The organism is Amycolatopsis sp. NPDC043885, assembly GCF_056435685.1.
In genome coordinates, this window is the sequence record NZ_JBWKEA010000005.1 from 1 (window position 1) to 14,849 (window position 14,849).

Sequence of the window (14,849 nt, forward strand, 5' to 3'; positions counted from 1 at the left end):
CCGTGGGTGAACCCCCGCAGCCAGGACCCGCAGGTCGAGGGCGCCCGAAGACCCGTGAACAACCGGCGCATCCCGCCGTGCCGGATCACGTCCAGGTCCTCGATCGAGCCTGCCCCGGCGGCCATGCCCGCCACGACCGACAACGCTTTCGCGTCCGGGTTCGCGCCGACAGGAATCCCCAGGTCAACCCGCTGATCAATCAACTCACCCAGGCCAACGTCCTCGGCCAGCCGCAGCACCGGCACCAGCCCCGCGCACGACACGAGACCCTCATCATCGAACCTCACCGACACCGATCCGGCAGTATGAGATGATCGCATCCAGCAGATGCCCTCTCGCTCCGTGGTTTTTGTTCCGTCGCAAGAACAATCATCCCAAGCCAGAGGGCATTTGCGTACCCGGACACACCCCAAAAACCACACAACACCGGTGGATCCAGGTTCACCGTCCCAAATCCTTCATGAACACGTCCATCACCACTCGCGAATCTCTACAATCCGCCCCATGAGACGGCTGGCCGTGGTGGTCTTCAACGGGGCATCCCTCGGCGCGATGTCCTTCGCGTTCGGCGTGTTCGAAATGGCTTCCGCCTTCGGGGAGCTGCCCGACCTCGAACTCAAGGTGGTCGGTGGCGAACCGGGGACCGCGCTGCGAGGCGGCGGGCTGACCGTGCCGGTCCCCGAAGACCTCGGCGCGGTCCGGGACGCCGATCTGGTGCTGGTCCCGAACTGGCGGTCACCGATGGAGGATCCACCAAAAGCCGCCCTGGAGGCACTCCGCGCAGCACACGACCGGGGAGCCCGGGTGGCCGGACTGTGCAGCGGCGCCTTCGTCCTGGCCGCGGCCGGGCTGCTCGACGGACGCCCCGCGACCACGCACTGGGCGATGGCCCCGCTGCTCGCGGCCAGGTTCCCGGCGGTCCTCCTCGACGAATCGGTGCTCTACATCGACGACGGCGACATCCTGACCGCGGGCGGCGGCGCGGCGGGCATGGATCTCGGTCTGCACCTGATCCGCTCGTGGTGCGGCGCGGAGGTGGCGAACCGGCTGGCGAAGGGCATGGTCGTCCCGCCGCACCGGCCCGGCGGACAGGCTCAGTACATCGAGTCGCCGATGCCGGAACTCGACGACGGCGACCCGGTATCGGAGACGATGGCCTGGGCGCTGACCCGGCTGGACACGGCGCTCCCGGTCGACGAACTCGCCAGGCGGGCACATATGAGCAGGCGCAACTACGATCGCAGGTTCCGCGAGATCACCGGTGCCGCGCCCGGCACGTGGCTGACCCACCAGCGCGTCATCCGCGCGCAGCAACTGCTCGAATCCACCGATCTCCCGGTCGACGAGATCGCCAGGTATTGCGGGTTCTCCTCGTCCGCCGCGCTCCGCCCGCATTTCCGGCGGCAGGTCGGGGTCACGCCGGTGTCCTATCGGGAGACGTTCGGGACCAGGCTGGGCGTGCCCGAGCCCATCCTGTCCTGAAACGAACCTCGTTTGGCGAAAACACCGCTCACGGTCGGAACCCCGTCCGGCCACGATCGGGACATGACCGAAGACAGCCGTTCCTTCCTCAACCGCCGGTCCATGCTCACCCTCGGCGCGGGGGCCGCGGCCGCGCTGGTGGCCTCGGGTGGCATCGCCGAGGCCGGCCAGTCCGGCGCTCCCGACGACGCGGCACTCGCCCGCTCCCTCCCCGGCGGTTTCCGCAGCGAATACGCCCACGTCAACGGGGTCCGGCTGCACTACGTCGCCGGCGGCCGCGGCGAACCGCTGATCCTGCTGCCGGGCTGGCCCGAGACGTGGTGGCAGTACCGCAAGGTCATGCCGGAGCTGGCGAAACGGTACCGCGTCATCGCCGTCGACCTGCGGGGCATGGGCGGCTCGGGCAAACCCGCAGGCGGGTACGACAAGAAGACGATGGCCCGCGACATCTTCGAACTCCTGCGCACGCTGGGCCTCCGGCAGGCGCATATCGCCGGGCACGACATCGGCGCCATGGTCGCGTTCGCCTTCGCCGCCAACCACCCCGAGGCGACGAAGACCGTCACGCTCATGGACGTCTCACACCCGGACGAAAGCCTGTACCAGCTCCCCATGCTGGCTCCTCCCGGGCAACCGGTGAACGTCTGGTGGTTCGCCTTCAACCAGGTCGCGACCCTGCCCGAACAGCTGCTGACCGGCCGGTCACGCTTTCTCGTCGACTGGATGTTCGACCATCTCGCGGCCGATCCGGCCTCGATCGGGGCCAGGGACCGGGCGATCTACGCCGCCGCGTACGACCGCCCGGACGCGATCCGCGCGGGCAACGGCTGGTACCAGGCGTTCGGCACGGACATCGAGGATCAGAAGGCCTACGCGAGGATCACCGCCCCGATGCTGGGGCTGGGCTCGGAGTTCAATTACGACTACCTCGCCGCGGTCCTGCCGTCGAAGGCGGTCGACGTCCGGGTGCGGAAGGTCTCCGGTTCCGGGCACTTCGTCGCGGAGGAGCAGCCGCGGACGGTCATCGACGAGCTACGGACCTTCCTCGGGTGAGGCGTATACCCCGAATGGGTCGACACCGCCCGCTGAACGGACCGATTCACTCGGTCAGGTGAAAGACGCGGCCGCGCGTCATTCTCACGACGGGATCTCCTCTTCTCTGGTGTGTCGGTACCGGCCGGGCAGCCCCCCGAACGGCCGGTACCGACATGGAAGTTCAGCTCAACCGATCCACCAGCGGGCCTTGTAGATCCACGCGCCGTGCAGCGCCAGCTCGGCGCGTGGAAAGGCCAGCCGGACGGTGTCCGTGCACCACGTGCACAGGTGACCGTCCTGCACCGAGGCGGTCAGGATCTGCCCGGTCCGCGGGTTCGTCGACACACTCTTCACATGCGGCCGGTCGATCTCCCGCACGCCCGCGTAGCGCTGGGAGAACCCGCCACTCGTCTTCGAGAACTGGTACACCCCCGCTTCCGTGGTCACCCACAGCAGGTCCGGCCGACCCGGGACCGGCTGGAGGTCGTGCCCGCCCTTGCTCGGCACCGGAACGGAGCGCTGCTCGGTGAGCACAGGCGCGGCGGGCGTGCCGCCGACGTTCAACGCGACGAGCGCGTCGGTGCCCAGAGCCCACAACACGCTCCTCCCGGCGTCCCACACCACGCCGTGCGCGCCCACCAGCCGGTACTCCGTGTAGGCCGTCGAACGCTGCCCCTGCGAAGCGGTGTAGATCCGCACCCAGCCACCGGTGCTCGCCGCCACCGCGACGTTCCCGTCCGGCAGGAGTTCGATGCTGTGCGGGTTGGCGGGCCCGCCGACGTTCGCCGCCCAGTACGCCCGGTCACCCGCCGGATACGGCACGACGGCGGTGAAACCGCCCGATGCCGACGTCAGCAGGTACTTCTCGCCACCTCGCTCGGCGAGCTTCGCGTCGCTCGGGTTGCTCCACGAACCCGCCAGGTCCGCCAGCCCGTTCGCGGCGTTCGGCGCCCACGCCCAGCTCACCTTCCGGCCCTGCCAGGACGCCCGGTCCGCGGACAGGACCAGGATCCGCTTGGACGCCTGCTCGGTGATGACGATCGAACCGCGATCGCGAGCGCCCTCGTCCGCCACCGCCGGCGCGGACGCCGCGACCGAAAGGCCCACGACGGCCAGTGCCGCCAAGGATTTCCGCATGATCTCCATAGGGAGACCGAACCCGCCCCGGGTGACGGGCGGGTGGCGGCGGCCCGAAGCGTGGATGTCGACGAGATGACCCCGGATCAGAGGCTCGCCTCGGACCGCCGGAGCAGCACTTCGCCGACCTGACGGCGGGCCGTCATCGGCACCGGACGGCCGTACCCGAAGCGCAACACCGTGTGCGGCCGGCCGAGGTCGGCGAAGATCCGGTCCATCCCGGCCCGGGTCTCCGGGGTTTCGAACGGCCTGCCGACGAACGACGCCGCGAGGCCGGCGGCCGTCGCCGTCAGCAGTACCCGCTGCAGCACCATGCCCGCCCGAAGATCCGCGGCGGGCCCGGTGTCCGCGGTCAGCACCGCGCCGAGCACCGGCTCACCGCCTTCGGGCTCCGCGGTGAAGAAGGACTCCTGCGAGGCAGTGCGGTGAGCCGACGGCGGTCTGGTCGGCGCCGGGACGCCGTCCGGCGCGTTCGCCGTCCGCCTGGTCCACAACGCGACCTCCGCCTGGAACGCACCGTTGCGTGCCTGCGCGACCTCGGCCCGGTGCAGCACGCGCGCGACCGCGTTCGCCCGGTCACCACGACCGAACAGCTCCAGCAGTCCACCCTCCACGAGCGCGGCCGCCCGCAACGTCATCCGCGCCCACACGGGCACCGGCCGGTCCAGGAACGGACGACGGTTCGTGTGCCGGCGGAAGACGACCTCGGCCAGCCTCCGCTCCTCCGGCGAGGAGAACCGGTCGCCATCGATCTCGAGTTCGGCGAGCAGATCAGGCTCGTCCGGCTTCGGCACCACCCGCACCGAAAGGGTCTTGCCGTTGGACCGCAACGAAATCATCAGGTTGAACATCGCCGCACCGCACGACAGCCGCGCCTCGCGGGCGTCCGGGTCGGCGATCCGGAGCACCCTGGCGCGGTCGAGCCACACCTCGATCCGGTCCCTGTCGACGACGAACCGCCACGGCTGGGTGTTGAGCGGGGACGGCGCGCGGACGGCGGCCGCCACCGCCTGGTCGACATGAGTCGGCAACGGGATCTTCATCGTGGTCTCTCCGAAGACGAGGGTTGGTCCACCTTCGGCCGGGGTACCCGGCGACCGCAGCGGTCGCCGGTCACGAATTCCGAGGACTTTCGCCCCCGATTCCCGGGAGCGAGGACTTAGGACCCTGTGCCACGAACGGCGGCGATGGGAGTCTCGATGACCGGAACGGAGCCGACGATGACGGACAAGTGGACGATCGACGTTTCCCTGCAGCACGAGCCGTACCGGGTGCGCGCGGAAGCGTTGCTCCGGCTCGAGGACGGCGGCGAGTTCGTCGGTGTCGGAATCGCGGAGGCCGGGCTGAGAAACGGTTCGGCCTCCCAGATCGGCTCCTATCTCGCGGTGACACGGGCCCTTTCGGACCTCACCGCGGAACTGCTGGAGACCGTCGCCTCCGACGTCGCCCGCTCGGTCGAAGTGGACGGGATCCTCACCACGCAGTCGACGAACTGACCGCGGTCAGCGCAAGGGGGCGGACCACTCGACCCTGGTTCCGCCCTCTTCTTTCGCCTCCGCCCGGAACGTCCCGCCCGCCCTTTCCGCGCGGTCGCGCAGATTCCGCAACCCGCCGGGCCCGCCGGGCCCGCCGAGCTCACCGCCGATCCCGGTGCCGTCGTCGGTGACGACGATCCGCAGGACGTCGTCCTTCACCGCGACGCTCACCGAAACCCCGCTCGCCCGCGCGTGCCGGACCACGTTGCCGACCGTTTCCAGCACCACCGCTTCGGCGTGTTCGGCGAAGGCGAGCGGAATCGAGTCGAGCGGCCCGGACAGGCTGACCGTCGGATGGGTCGGGGTGTCGTCGGTGAGTTCGGCGATCGAGTCGTAGAGCCGGTGCCGCAACCGCACTCCCTGCTGGCCTGCCTCGCCGCCGTGGAGATCGAAGATCGCCGTGCGGATCTCGTGCACGATCTCGTGCATCTGGTCGATGCTCTCGCCGATCCGCCGCCGCAGTTCCGGCGAGTCCGCGCGGCGGTGGGTGCTCTGCATCGTGAGTCCGACCGCGAACAACCGCTGGATCACGTGGTCGTGCAGATCCCTGGCGATCCGGTCGCGGTCGGCGAGTACGTCGAGTTCCCTGGCCGTGCGCTGCCGCGCCGCCAGTTGCAGCGCGAGCGCGGCCTGGTCGGCGAACGAGGCCACCACGGGCAACTGGGCGAGTTCGAACGGGACGGCGCCCGGGTTCCGCACCGCCATCAGCACGCCGGACGTCCGTTCCCGCGCCCGGAGCGGCACCACGAGCGTCGGGCCGAGGCACAACTCCCCCTCGTCGCCGAGCACGAGTTCGGGCACACTGCGCGGGGTCCGGTCGCGGTAGACCGCCCCCGGCAACGAGGTGGCGACACTGATCCGCGTCCCGGTCAGCTCCGCCGCCCGCGTACCCGCGCAGACGGCGATGGTGAGTTCGTCGGCCTCGTCCTCCCCGTCCGGGCTGACGTCGAGCCGTCCGGGACCGGGCAGCGCCAGCAGGGTGAGGTCGGAACCGGTGAGTTCGAGCGCCCGGCCCGCGATCAGGTTGAGCGCGTCGACGGGATCGGTTCCGCCCAGCAGTTCCGTGGTCACCTCACTGGTCGCGGCCTGCCACCGCTGGCGGATCCGCGTCTGCTCGTAGAGGTGGGCGTTCTCGATCGCGATCCCGGCCGCGGCGGCGAGTGCCTGGACGACCACCTCGTCGTCGTCGGTGAAACTCTCCCCGCGTTTCTCGGTGAGGTACAGATTTCCGAACACCTCGTCGCGCACCCGGATCGGCACGCCGAGGAAGGAGTGCATCGGCGGATGGCAAGGCGGGAACCCGACCGACGCGGGATGCCGCGAAATGTCGGCCAGCCGCACCGGTTTCGCCTCGTCGATGACGAAACCCAGCAGCCCGTGCCCTTTCGGGAGATGCCCGATCTGTTCCTTCTTCTCGCCGTCGATGCCGAGATAGACGAATTCGGCGAGCGATCCGTCGTCCGCGATCACCCCGAGCGCGCCGTAAGTGGCTTCGCCGAGTTCGATGGCCGCCTGCACTATCCGGCGCAGCGTCGTGTCCAGCTCCAGCCCCGACGCGACCGCGAGCACCGCTTCGAGCAGGCCGTCCATCTTGTCGCGGGTGCCGATGAGCCGTTCGATGCGGTCCTGGAGGTCCCGCAGCACCTCACGAACGCGCAGCTGGGAAAGGGCGCCGGTGATCCGGTCGTCGCTTCCGCCCAGCCGGTCATGAGCCGACATCCTGCTGCGCCTCCGAAGATCGGGACGAGTCGCGGCCGTGGTGACTTTCTCCTCTTTCGGCCCCGTACCGCAGGCGGGGACCGTCTCACAAGACAACCTTATTGCCCGTGGCGCGGCGGCGGGGGAAACCATGACCATACAAGTCACCAGGGTCGGACGCTTGAACTCCGAACAGGTGAATTCCGTGCTCCGGTCGGCGACATTGGCTCCGTCGACGCACAACACGCAGCCGTGGCTCTTCCGGTGCACCGGCACCGGGATCGAAGTCCACGCCGATCCGCGCCGGATCCTGCCCGCCACTGATCCGGACGGCCGGGAAATCGTTCTCTCGTGCGGTGCCGCCCTGTTCACGCTCCGGACGGCGATTCACGCACTCGGCTTCCATCCGGCGACGACCCTGATGCCGAGCCGCGCCGATCCCGATCTGCTGGCGGTCGTCCGGCCGCTCGCCGAGCGCACGCCGGATCCGAAGGTCGTCCGGCTCGCCCGTGCGATCCCCCGCCGACGGACCAACCGGCGGCCGTTCCTGTCCGACGTCGTCCCGAAGACCACGCTCACCGCGCTCCGTCACGCGACCGAACTCGAGCACGCGTGGATGTCGAGCTTCGATGTCGAACAGTGCCGGCTGCTGCGAGACCTCACCGCCCGTGCCCGCCGCGAGCAACTCGCCGACCCCGCGTTCCTCGCCGAACTCGACCGCTGGACCGGCCTGGGCGCGAGCACTCGCGACGGGGTGCCGTCCTACGCGATGGCGGGCTCCCCCGCCGACGAAAGCTGGCTCCTCGACGAATTCGGCGAAGACCACAGCACCACGCTGCCTCTTCCGCTCGTGGTGGTGATCGGGTCCCTGACCGACGAACGGCTCGACCGGCTGCAAGCCGGCCAGGCACTGCAACGGGTCCTGCTGACCGCGACCTGCGCGGGCCTGGACGTGTCGTTCATCTCGCCGCCGATCAGGGTCCGCGGGGCCCGCGCCGAACTCCGGCGTCTCCTCGGCTGCGGCGTGTGGCCGCAGGTGCTGCTGCGGATCGGTTACGGGTCGCCGCTGCCGTGGACGCCCCGGCGCCCGCTGGAGGACATGCTGCTCGACACGCTCATTTCCGCTTGAGCCAGGCCGGAGGCTTCACTGCCGTCGCAGTTCCGTGGCCAACACGGCCGCCTGAGTCCGCCGCTGCATCCCGAGTTTCGTCAGCAGCCGGGACACGTAGTTCTTCACGGTCTTCTCCGCGAGGAACATCCGCTCGGCGATCTGCCGGTTGGTCAGTCCCTCGCCGATCAGTTCCAGCAGGGTGCGTTCCTGGTCGGAAAGCCCGGCGAGCGGTCCCTTCTTGGCGGCGTCGTCGCGGAACTTCGCCATCAGCGTCGCGGCGGCCCGCGTGTCCAGCAACGACCGGCCGAGGCCGACCTCCTTGACCGCCGCCACCAGGTCCATCCCCCGGATGTCCTTGATGACGTACCCGCTCGCGCCCGCCATGATCGCGTCCAGCATCGCTTGCTCGTCGGTGTAGGACGTGAGCATCAGGCATTTCAGCTCGGGCATCTTGGAGCGCAGTTCCCTGGCTAGCTCGACGCCGTTGCCGTCCGGCAGCCGCACGTCGAGCACGGCGACATCCGGCCGCAGAGCCGGAATCCTCGCCAGCGCTTGGGAAAACGTGGCGGCCTGCCCGACGACGCACAGGTCGGAGTCCTCCTCGAACATGTCCGCGACCCCTCGACGGACCACCTCGTGATCGTCGACCAGAAACACCCGGAGCATTCCGACCTCCACGGTTTCCCTCCTCGGATGAGAGCGTACGGCGCACGGCCGGTCACTGCGACAGGCCAAAGGGCCCTGTTCGGCGCCCGTTCGAGTGGCTGCCGCCGACCGGACCAGGTTCATTTGCATCATTCGAGTCAGGACGTTCTGTTCTTCCGGAGCAATCCGGCCGCTGCGACGATCACCTCATGTCCGAGATCACGTCTTCGCCGGCCCCCGCGGCCGGGTCTCCCGACCCGGCCGACGACCTCGTGGCCATGCGCAACCGCATCCGCTTCTACCGGGCCCGCGCCGAGCAACTCCAGTACGCGCTCGACCACCGGCTTCCCATCGAACAGGCGAAGGGAATCCTCGCCGAGCGTTACCAGATCGACATCGACGCGGCGTTCGAACTGCTGCGCTCGTTCTGCCGCAACAACAACATGAAGATCCACGACGTCGCCAGGACGCTCATCGAGCAGCCCAGCGAAGGTGACCGCCGGATCTCTTGCTGAGTCACGCCCAGTTCGGCGGGGGGCCCGCGACCACCACCGGAGCCGCAGACCGCGCGGGCTCGGAGCGGGTGATGAACCGAACGCCGCCCCCCAGACTCCGGGTGCTCGTCGCGGACGACAACCCGGTCATCGGCGACGCCCTGCGGGCCCTCTTGGAATCCGAACCTGACATCGAGGTGGTCGGCGTCGCGCTCGACGCCGGTGAAGCGGTCGCGCTCGCGGAGTTGCTGGCCCCGGAGGTCGCCCTGCTGGACGTACGGATCCCCGGCGGAGGCGGCGCGTGGATGGCGCGGGAGATCCGGCGCCGGGTGCCCCATACGCGGCTGATGGCGTTCTCCGCGCACAGCGACACCCGGTCCATCGCCCAGATGGCGTCCGCGGGCGTCACCGAATACCTCGTGAAGGGCAGCCCCAACACGGAGATCGTCGCGGCCATCCGCCGCGTCTGCGCGAGCAGCGCCAACGGGACCGAGTAGCCCGCCGCTGAGAGCCTGTTGGCGGAGCTGCGACGTGCCTCGCGAAAGGGACATAACGCGTGAACCCGCCTCGGCCGAAGGCCCCGCTATCGCGGTGGCAGGGCGCCTCTGTCGCCAACGTGAGAGGTAAGACCAGATCGCGCCCTGCCGACGCGAGTTCACCAACAGACACTCAGTCCGCGAGCCAGCGTTCCATGCAAGCCAGCAGTTCCTCGGCGTTCACGGGTTTGGTGACGTAATCACTCGCCCCGGCGGCGAGGCTCTTCCGGTCCCCTTCCATCGCTTTCGCGGTCACCGTGATGATCGGCAGACCGGCGAACTTCGGCATCTCGCGGATCGCCGCGGTCGTCGCGTGGCCGTCCATCTCCGGCATCATCACGTCCATCAGGATCAGGTCGATGTCGTCGTCGGCCAGCAGTTCCTCGATGCCCTTGCGGCCGTTGGGCGCGTGCACGACCGACAGTCCGTGCAGTTCGAGCATCCCCGAGATCGCGTACACGTTGCGGGGGTCGTCGTCGACGAGCAGGACCTTGCGCCCCTGCAACCGCGGCGAGCCGGCAGGCAGGCCGGGCGGCTGGTCGTCCGGCGACGGCACCGTCACCTCCGGCTGCCGCATCAGCGGCAGGATGCCTTCGAGTTCGCTGGCCGAGATGTGCAGCATGATGCGTTCCCGCAGCATGTCCAGCGACGGCAACAGCTCGACCGGATGCACCTTCGCGTGCCCGTGCAGCAATCGCTCCTGCGCCGCGCTGAGCTTGCGGGTCGCGTACGCCAGCACCGGGACCTCGACGGGGTCCGGCCCCTCGGCGAGCTGTTTGAGGAACGTCAGCGCGCTCGTTCCGGGAATGCTGGTGTCGAGCACGACGCACCGGTAGCTCTCGCGCTTCACCTCCTCGTACGCCTCCACCGGATCGGCCACCGCCCGTACCTGGACCGAGCCGTGGCTGTCCGCGACGTCGGCCGCGACACCGCGAGCGAGCAGGGTCAGCAGGCTGTTCCGCTCGCCCTCCACGACCAGGACCCGCCGCTCCGCGCCGACGTTGTCCACAGTGGACTCGTCGAGGCTCGCGGGCGCGGCGAACCTGGCCACCGGCAGGTAGAGCGTGAACGTGCTGCCCGTCCCCAGCGCACTGTCCGCCCGGATCTCACCGCCGAGCAGGTACGCGACCTCACGGCTGATCGACAGGCCGAGCCCGGTGCCGCCGTACTTGCGGCTGGTTGTGCCGTCGGCCTGCTGGAAGGCCCCGAAGATCGATTCGAGGTTCTCCTCGGCGATCCCGATCCCGGTGTCGATGACGCTGAAGGCCACCAGTGATTCGTGCGGGAGCGCCCCCGACGGCGAAACGACGGTGTCGACCAGTTTGACCCGCAGTTCGACGCTGCCGTCTTCGGTGAACTTGACCGCGTTCGACAGCAGGTTCCGCAGCACCTGCCGCAGCCGTTGCTCGTCGGTGAAGAGCAGTTCGGGCACGTTGGGTTCAACGGTGACCTGGAAGTCGAGCCCCTTCTCCGCGGTCAGCGGAAGGAAGGTGGTGCCAACGTAGTCGAGCAGCTGGCGCAGCGGGAACGGCTCGTGGTGGATGTCCATCTTGCCAGCCTCGACCTTCGACAGGTCGAGGATGTCGTTGATCAGCTGCAGCAGGTCGGTGCCCGCGGACTGGATCACCTTGGCGAACTCGACCTGTTTGGGCGTCAGGTTCTGGGTCGTGTTCTGCGAGAGGACCCCGGCGAGGATCAGCAGGCTGGTCAACGGCGTACGGAGCTCGTGCGACATGTTCGCCAGGAACTCAGACTTGTACTTCGAAGCCAGCGCGAGCTGCTGCGCGCGTTCCTCGATCTCCTGGCGCGCCTGCTCGATTTCGAAGTTCTTCACCTCGATGTCGCGGTTCTGCCGCGCGAGGAGTTCGGACTTCTCCTCCAGTTCCGCGTTGGAGACCTGGAGCTTCGCCTGCTGCGCTTGGAGTTCCTCCGAGCGGGCCTGGAGCTCCTCGGCGAGCCGCTGGGACTCCTCCAGCAGCGAGTCGGTCCGCGCGTTGGCGATGATCGTGTTGACGTTGACCCCGATGGTCTCCATCAGTTGTTCGAGGAAATCCTTGCGGACGGCGGTGAATTGGCCGAACGTGGCCAGTTCGATGACGCCGAGCACCTGGTCCTCGAAGACGATCGGCAGCACGATCAGGGTGACCGGCGGGGCGGAGCCGAGGCTCGACGAGATCTTCACGAAACCCGGTGGCGTCCGGTCGACCACGATCGGTTTCTTGGTCTGCGCGGCCTGGCCGATCAACGACTGCCCCATCGCGAACTCCGAGGGCGTGTCCGGGTCCTCGCTGTGCCCGTAGCTGGTGATGAGCCGCAGCCGGGTGCCGTGTTCACCGGATTCGGTGAGGAACAGCGTCCCGTGCTGGGCGCCGACCAGCGGGGTCAGCTCGTTCATGATGAGCGTGGCCACCACCCGCAGATCCCGGTGCCCCTGCATCAGGCCGGAGATCCGCGCCAGGTTGCTGTTGAGCCAGTCCTGTTCCTCGTTCGCCCGCGTGGTCTCGCGCAGCGACTGGACCATCGCGTTGATGTTGTCCTTCAGCTCCGCGACCTCGCCCTGCGCCTCGACGGAGATCGACCGGGTGAGGTCGCCGGTGGCCACCGCGCTGGTGACCTCGGCGATCGCCCTGACCTGGCGGGTCAGGTTGCCCGCCAGCTCGTTGACGTTCTCCGTCAGCCGCTTCCAGGTGCCCGAAACGCCTTCGACCTCGGCCTGGCCGCCGAGCCGCCCCTCACTGCCGACCTCGCGCGCGACGCGGGTGACCTCCGCGGCGAACGCGGAGAGCTGGTCGACCATCGTGTTGATGGTGGTCTTGAGCTCCAGGATCTCGCCGCGGGCGTCGACGTCGATCTTGCGGGACAGGTCGCCCTGCGCGACCGCGGTGGTCACCTGGGCGATGTTGCGGACCTGGCCGGTGAGGTTGTTCGCCATCGAGTTGACGTTGTCGGTGAGGTCCTTCCAGGTCCCGGCGACGTTCGGCACCCTGGCCTGCCCGCCGAGGATGCCCTCGGTGCCGACCTCGCGCGCCACGCGCGTGACCTCGTCCGCGAAGGCCGACAGCGTGTCGACCATCGTGTTGATCGTCTGCGCTAGCGCGGCGACCTCGCCCTTGGCCTCGACGATGATCTTCTGCGACAGATCACCCCTGGCGACCGCGGTCGCGACCTGGGCGATGGACCGCACCTGATCGGTCAGGTTGTCTGCCATGACATTGACCGACTCGGTCAAACCCTTCCACGTGCCCGACACCCCCTTGACGTCCGCCTGACCACCCAGCCGCCCCTCGGTGCCGACCTCGCGAGCCACGCGCGTGACCTCGTCGGCGAACGACGACAACTGATCCACCATCGTGTTGATCGTGTTCTTCAACTCCAGGATCTCGCCCCGCGCGTCCACGGTGATCTTCTGCGACAGGTCACCCTTCGCCACCGCCGTGGTGACCTCGGCGATCGACCGCACCTGATCGGTCAGGTTGCCGGCCATGAAGTTCACCGACGTCGTCAGATCCCGCCAGGTCCCCGCCACCCCGGGCACCTCCGCCTGCCCGCCCAGCCGGCCTTCGCTGCCGACTTCCCGCGCGACCCGCGTGACCTCGTCCGCGAACGACGACAACTGATCCACCATCGTGTTGATCGTGTTCTTCAACTCCAGGATCTCGCCCCGCGCGTCCACGGTGATCTTCTGCGACAGATCACCCTTCGCCACCGCCGTCGCGACCTCGGCGATGTTGCGGACCTGGCCGGTGAGGTTGCCCGCCATCGCGTTCACCGAATCGGAGAGGTCCTTCCAGGTCCCCGAAACCGAGGGCACCGCCGCCTGGCCGCCGAGCTTTCCGTCGGTCCCCACCTCGCGCGCGACCCGGGTGACCTCGGAGGTGAACAACGCCAGCTGATCGACCATCCCGTTGAAGACGAGCGCCATCTCGTCCATCAGGACGTCGTCCACCTGGGGCAGCCGGGTGCTGAAATCACCGTCGCGAACGGCTTTCAGGCCCTCCAGCAGCCGCTGCAAGCCTTGGTCGTCGATCGCCCCGCCCACCCGGACCGTCTCTCGTGATCCGCGCTTGCTTCCCGGTTCCGGCATCGAAATGGCTCCTTGTCCTGACTACCCGCGGAGAGGGCCCAACGGAATCCAGAAGGTCACCGACGTACCTTCGCCGGGTCTGCTGGAGATCCGAAACCAGCCTTGCGCCGCTTCGGCACGTTCACGCATCGACGCCATGCCGATGTGCTCGCCCGACAACGATTCATGCGCGTTCTCGCCGTCCGGTTTCATCCCATCGCCGTCGTCGGCGACCGTCACCAGCAGACCGCCGTCCTGACCGGTCAGCGAGACCGCGACGGAAGTGGCGTTCGCGTGTTTACGCACGTTCACCAACGCCTCCTGCAGGATCCGGAAGGCGGTGACGACGAGGTGGGGCGGCGGCTTGACGGCGAGATCGTGCCGCAGTGTGCATTCGAGCCCCCACCCCGCCACGACCTCGTCGAGGTAGTCGCGGACGGAAGCGATCAGGTCCTCGTCGTTCAACGCGGGCGGCCGCAATTGGGCGACGAGGATCCGCAATCGTCGGATCGCCCCTTGAATCGCTTCGTCGAGTTGCTTCAAAGCGGGATCCCGCCGTTGCGCGGCGAGCATCTGCAACCGCATGCTGACGGCTATCATCGACTGAATGGAATCGTCGTGAACATCCCACGCGATACGGCGACGTTCGGTTTCCTGTGCCCGGACCAAATGTGCGAAGGCCTGGCGGCGTTCGGTCCTTTCCTCCAGTGTTTTCCGGCGTTCGGTGAGATCACGGGTGACTTTGCCGAAACCGACGAGGCCGCCTTGTGCGTTCCGCAAGGCGGTGATCACGGTGTTGGCCCAGAACCGTTCGCCGCCGCGCCGGACGCGCCAGCCCTCGTCCTCGTGACTCCCCATCTCGGCGGCGACCAGCAGCTCCGAGGCGGGTTTGCCGTCGGCGACGTCGTTTTCGGTGTAGAAAACGGAGAAATGACGGCCGAGGATCTCGTCCTCGGAATAGCCCTTGATCCGCTCCGCCGCCGGATTCCAGCTGATCACGCGGCCCTCGGCGTCCAGCAGGTAAATGGCGTAGTCGACGACGCTGTGCATGAACAACTCGAAGAGCACAGCGCTGCGGTGATCAGGCGTCTGTTCCGATGGCAGCATGGCCAT

12 protein-coding genes and 1 pseudogene are annotated in these 14,849 nt (G+C 68.5%); 6 read left to right on the plus strand and 7 right to left on the minus strand.

Translation table 11 applies throughout. From position 1 onward, the window contains the following. Positions 1-287: pseudogene (locus AC069I_RS17400) on the minus strand (IS1380 family transposase); the annotation flags it as partial. A 217-nt stretch (positions 288-504) separates the two neighbouring features. Between AC069I_RS17400 and AC069I_RS17405 the strand changes: the two are divergent. After that, positions 505-1,482, plus strand: a complete 978-nt coding sequence (locus tag AC069I_RS17405; RefSeq protein WP_478226041.1) for a GlxA family transcriptional regulator — start codon at positions 505-507, stop codon at positions 1,480-1,482. 63 nt (positions 1,483-1,545) lie between these two features. Beyond that, positions 1,546-2,535 (plus strand): alpha/beta fold hydrolase, encoded by a 990-nt coding sequence (locus AC069I_RS17410; RefSeq protein WP_478226040.1) that lies wholly within the window; start codon positions 1,546-1,548, stop codon positions 2,533-2,535. 168 nt (positions 2,536-2,703) lie between these two features. On the opposite strand, the gene AC069I_RS17415 is transcribed toward AC069I_RS17410, so the two are convergent. Then, positions 2,704-3,654: a DUF6528 family protein gene (locus AC069I_RS17415; protein ID WP_478226039.1), complete on the minus strand. Its 951-nt coding sequence runs from the start codon at positions 3,652-3,654 to the stop codon at positions 2,704-2,706. Positions 3,655-3,740: 86 nt separating this feature from the next. Beyond that, positions 3,741-4,697: an Acg family FMN-binding oxidoreductase gene (locus AC069I_RS17420; RefSeq protein WP_478226038.1), complete on the minus strand. Its 957-nt coding sequence runs from the start codon at positions 4,695-4,697 to the stop codon at positions 3,741-3,743. A 156-nt stretch (positions 4,698-4,853) separates the two neighbouring features. Between AC069I_RS17420 and AC069I_RS17425 the strand changes: the two genes are divergently transcribed. Further along, complete coding sequence (locus tag AC069I_RS17425) at positions 4,854-5,150, plus strand: dsRBD fold-containing protein (RefSeq protein ID WP_478226037.1); 297 nt, start codon at positions 4,854-4,856, stop codon at positions 5,148-5,150. 6 nt (positions 5,151-5,156) lie between these two features. On the opposite strand, the gene AC069I_RS17430 is transcribed toward AC069I_RS17425, so the two are convergent. Next, on the minus strand, positions 5,157-6,908 hold the full coding sequence (locus tag AC069I_RS17430) for a sensor histidine kinase (protein WP_478226036.1): 1,752 nt from the start codon (positions 6,906-6,908) through the stop codon (positions 5,157-5,159). 130 nt (positions 6,909-7,038) lie between these two features. Here AC069I_RS17430 and AC069I_RS17435 point away from each other — a divergent pair, with 130 nt between their 5' ends. Further along, positions 7,039-8,016 carry an Acg family FMN-binding oxidoreductase gene (locus AC069I_RS17435; protein ID WP_478226035.1) on the plus strand — a complete coding sequence of 326 codons (978 nt, stop codon included), beginning with the start codon at positions 7,039-7,041 and terminating at the stop codon, positions 8,014-8,016. Positions 8,017-8,031: 15 nt separating this feature from the next. Here the strand turns inward: AC069I_RS17435 and AC069I_RS17440 are convergent, their stop codons facing one another. After that, on the minus strand, positions 8,032-8,664 hold the full coding sequence (locus AC069I_RS17440; RefSeq protein WP_478226034.1) for a response regulator: 633 nt from the start codon (positions 8,662-8,664) through the stop codon (positions 8,032-8,034). A gap of 188 nt (positions 8,665-8,852) precedes the next feature. Here AC069I_RS17440 and AC069I_RS17445 point away from each other — a divergent pair, with 188 nt between their 5' ends. Continuing rightward, a complete protein-coding gene (locus AC069I_RS17445) occupies positions 8,853-9,158 on the plus strand; it encodes an ANTAR domain-containing protein (RefSeq protein ID WP_478226033.1) in 306 nt (101 codons plus the stop codon). 71 nt (positions 9,159-9,229) lie between these two features. Beyond that, positions 9,230-9,634: a response regulator gene (locus AC069I_RS17450; RefSeq protein ID WP_478226032.1), complete on the plus strand. Its 405-nt coding sequence runs from the start codon at positions 9,230-9,232 to the stop codon at positions 9,632-9,634. A 172-nt stretch (positions 9,635-9,806) separates the two neighbouring features. Here AC069I_RS17450 and AC069I_RS17455 read toward each other — a convergent pair whose 3' ends face one another. After that, a complete protein-coding gene (locus AC069I_RS17455; RefSeq protein WP_478226031.1) occupies positions 9,807-13,757 on the minus strand; it encodes a HAMP domain-containing protein in 3,951 nt (1,316 codons plus the stop codon). 21 nt (positions 13,758-13,778) lie between these two features. Next, on the minus strand, positions 13,779-14,849 hold the full coding sequence (locus AC069I_RS17460; RefSeq protein ID WP_478226030.1) for a PAS domain-containing sensor histidine kinase: 1,071 nt from the start codon (positions 14,847-14,849) through the stop codon (positions 13,779-13,781).

What these genes read in the sequence shown, in the direction of transcription:
- AC069I_RS17405 (WP_478226041.1), top strand. Translation starts at nt 505, where the DNA reads ATGAGACGGCTGGCCGTGGTGGTCTTCAACGGGGCATCCCTCGGCGCG.
- AC069I_RS17455 (WP_478226031.1), bottom strand. Translation starts at nt 13,757, where the DNA reads ATGCCGGAACCGGGAAGCAAGCGCGGATCACGAGAGACGGTCCGGGTG.
- AC069I_RS17435 (WP_478226035.1), top strand. Translation starts at nt 7,039, where the DNA reads ATGACCATACAAGTCACCAGGGTCGGACGCTTGAACTCCGAACAGGTG.
- AC069I_RS17450 (WP_478226032.1), top strand. Translation starts at nt 9,230, where the DNA reads ATGAACCGAACGCCGCCCCCCAGACTCCGGGTGCTCGTCGCGGACGAC.
- AC069I_RS17440 (WP_478226034.1), bottom strand. Translation starts at nt 8,664, where the DNA reads ATGCTCCGGGTGTTTCTGGTCGACGATCACGAGGTGGTCCGTCGAGGG.
- AC069I_RS17430 (WP_478226036.1), bottom strand. Translation starts at nt 6,908, where the DNA reads ATGTCGGCTCATGACCGGCTGGGCGGAAGCGACGACCGGATCACCGGC.
- AC069I_RS17420 (WP_478226038.1), bottom strand. Translation starts at nt 4,697, where the DNA reads ATGAAGATCCCGTTGCCGACTCATGTCGACCAGGCGGTGGCGGCCGCC.
- AC069I_RS17445 (WP_478226033.1), top strand. Translation starts at nt 8,853, where the DNA reads ATGTCCGAGATCACGTCTTCGCCGGCCCCCGCGGCCGGGTCTCCCGAC.
- AC069I_RS17425 (WP_478226037.1), top strand. Translation starts at nt 4,854, where the DNA reads ATGACCGGAACGGAGCCGACGATGACGGACAAGTGGACGATCGACGTT.
- AC069I_RS17415 (WP_478226039.1), bottom strand. Translation starts at nt 3,654, where the DNA reads ATGCGGAAATCCTTGGCGGCACTGGCCGTCGTGGGCCTTTCGGTCGCG.
- AC069I_RS17410 (WP_478226040.1), top strand. Translation starts at nt 1,546, where the DNA reads ATGACCGAAGACAGCCGTTCCTTCCTCAACCGCCGGTCCATGCTCACC.
- AC069I_RS17460 (WP_478226030.1), bottom strand. Translation starts at nt 14,849, where the DNA reads ATGGCCATGCTGCCATCGGAACAGACGCCTGATCACCGCAGCGCTGTG.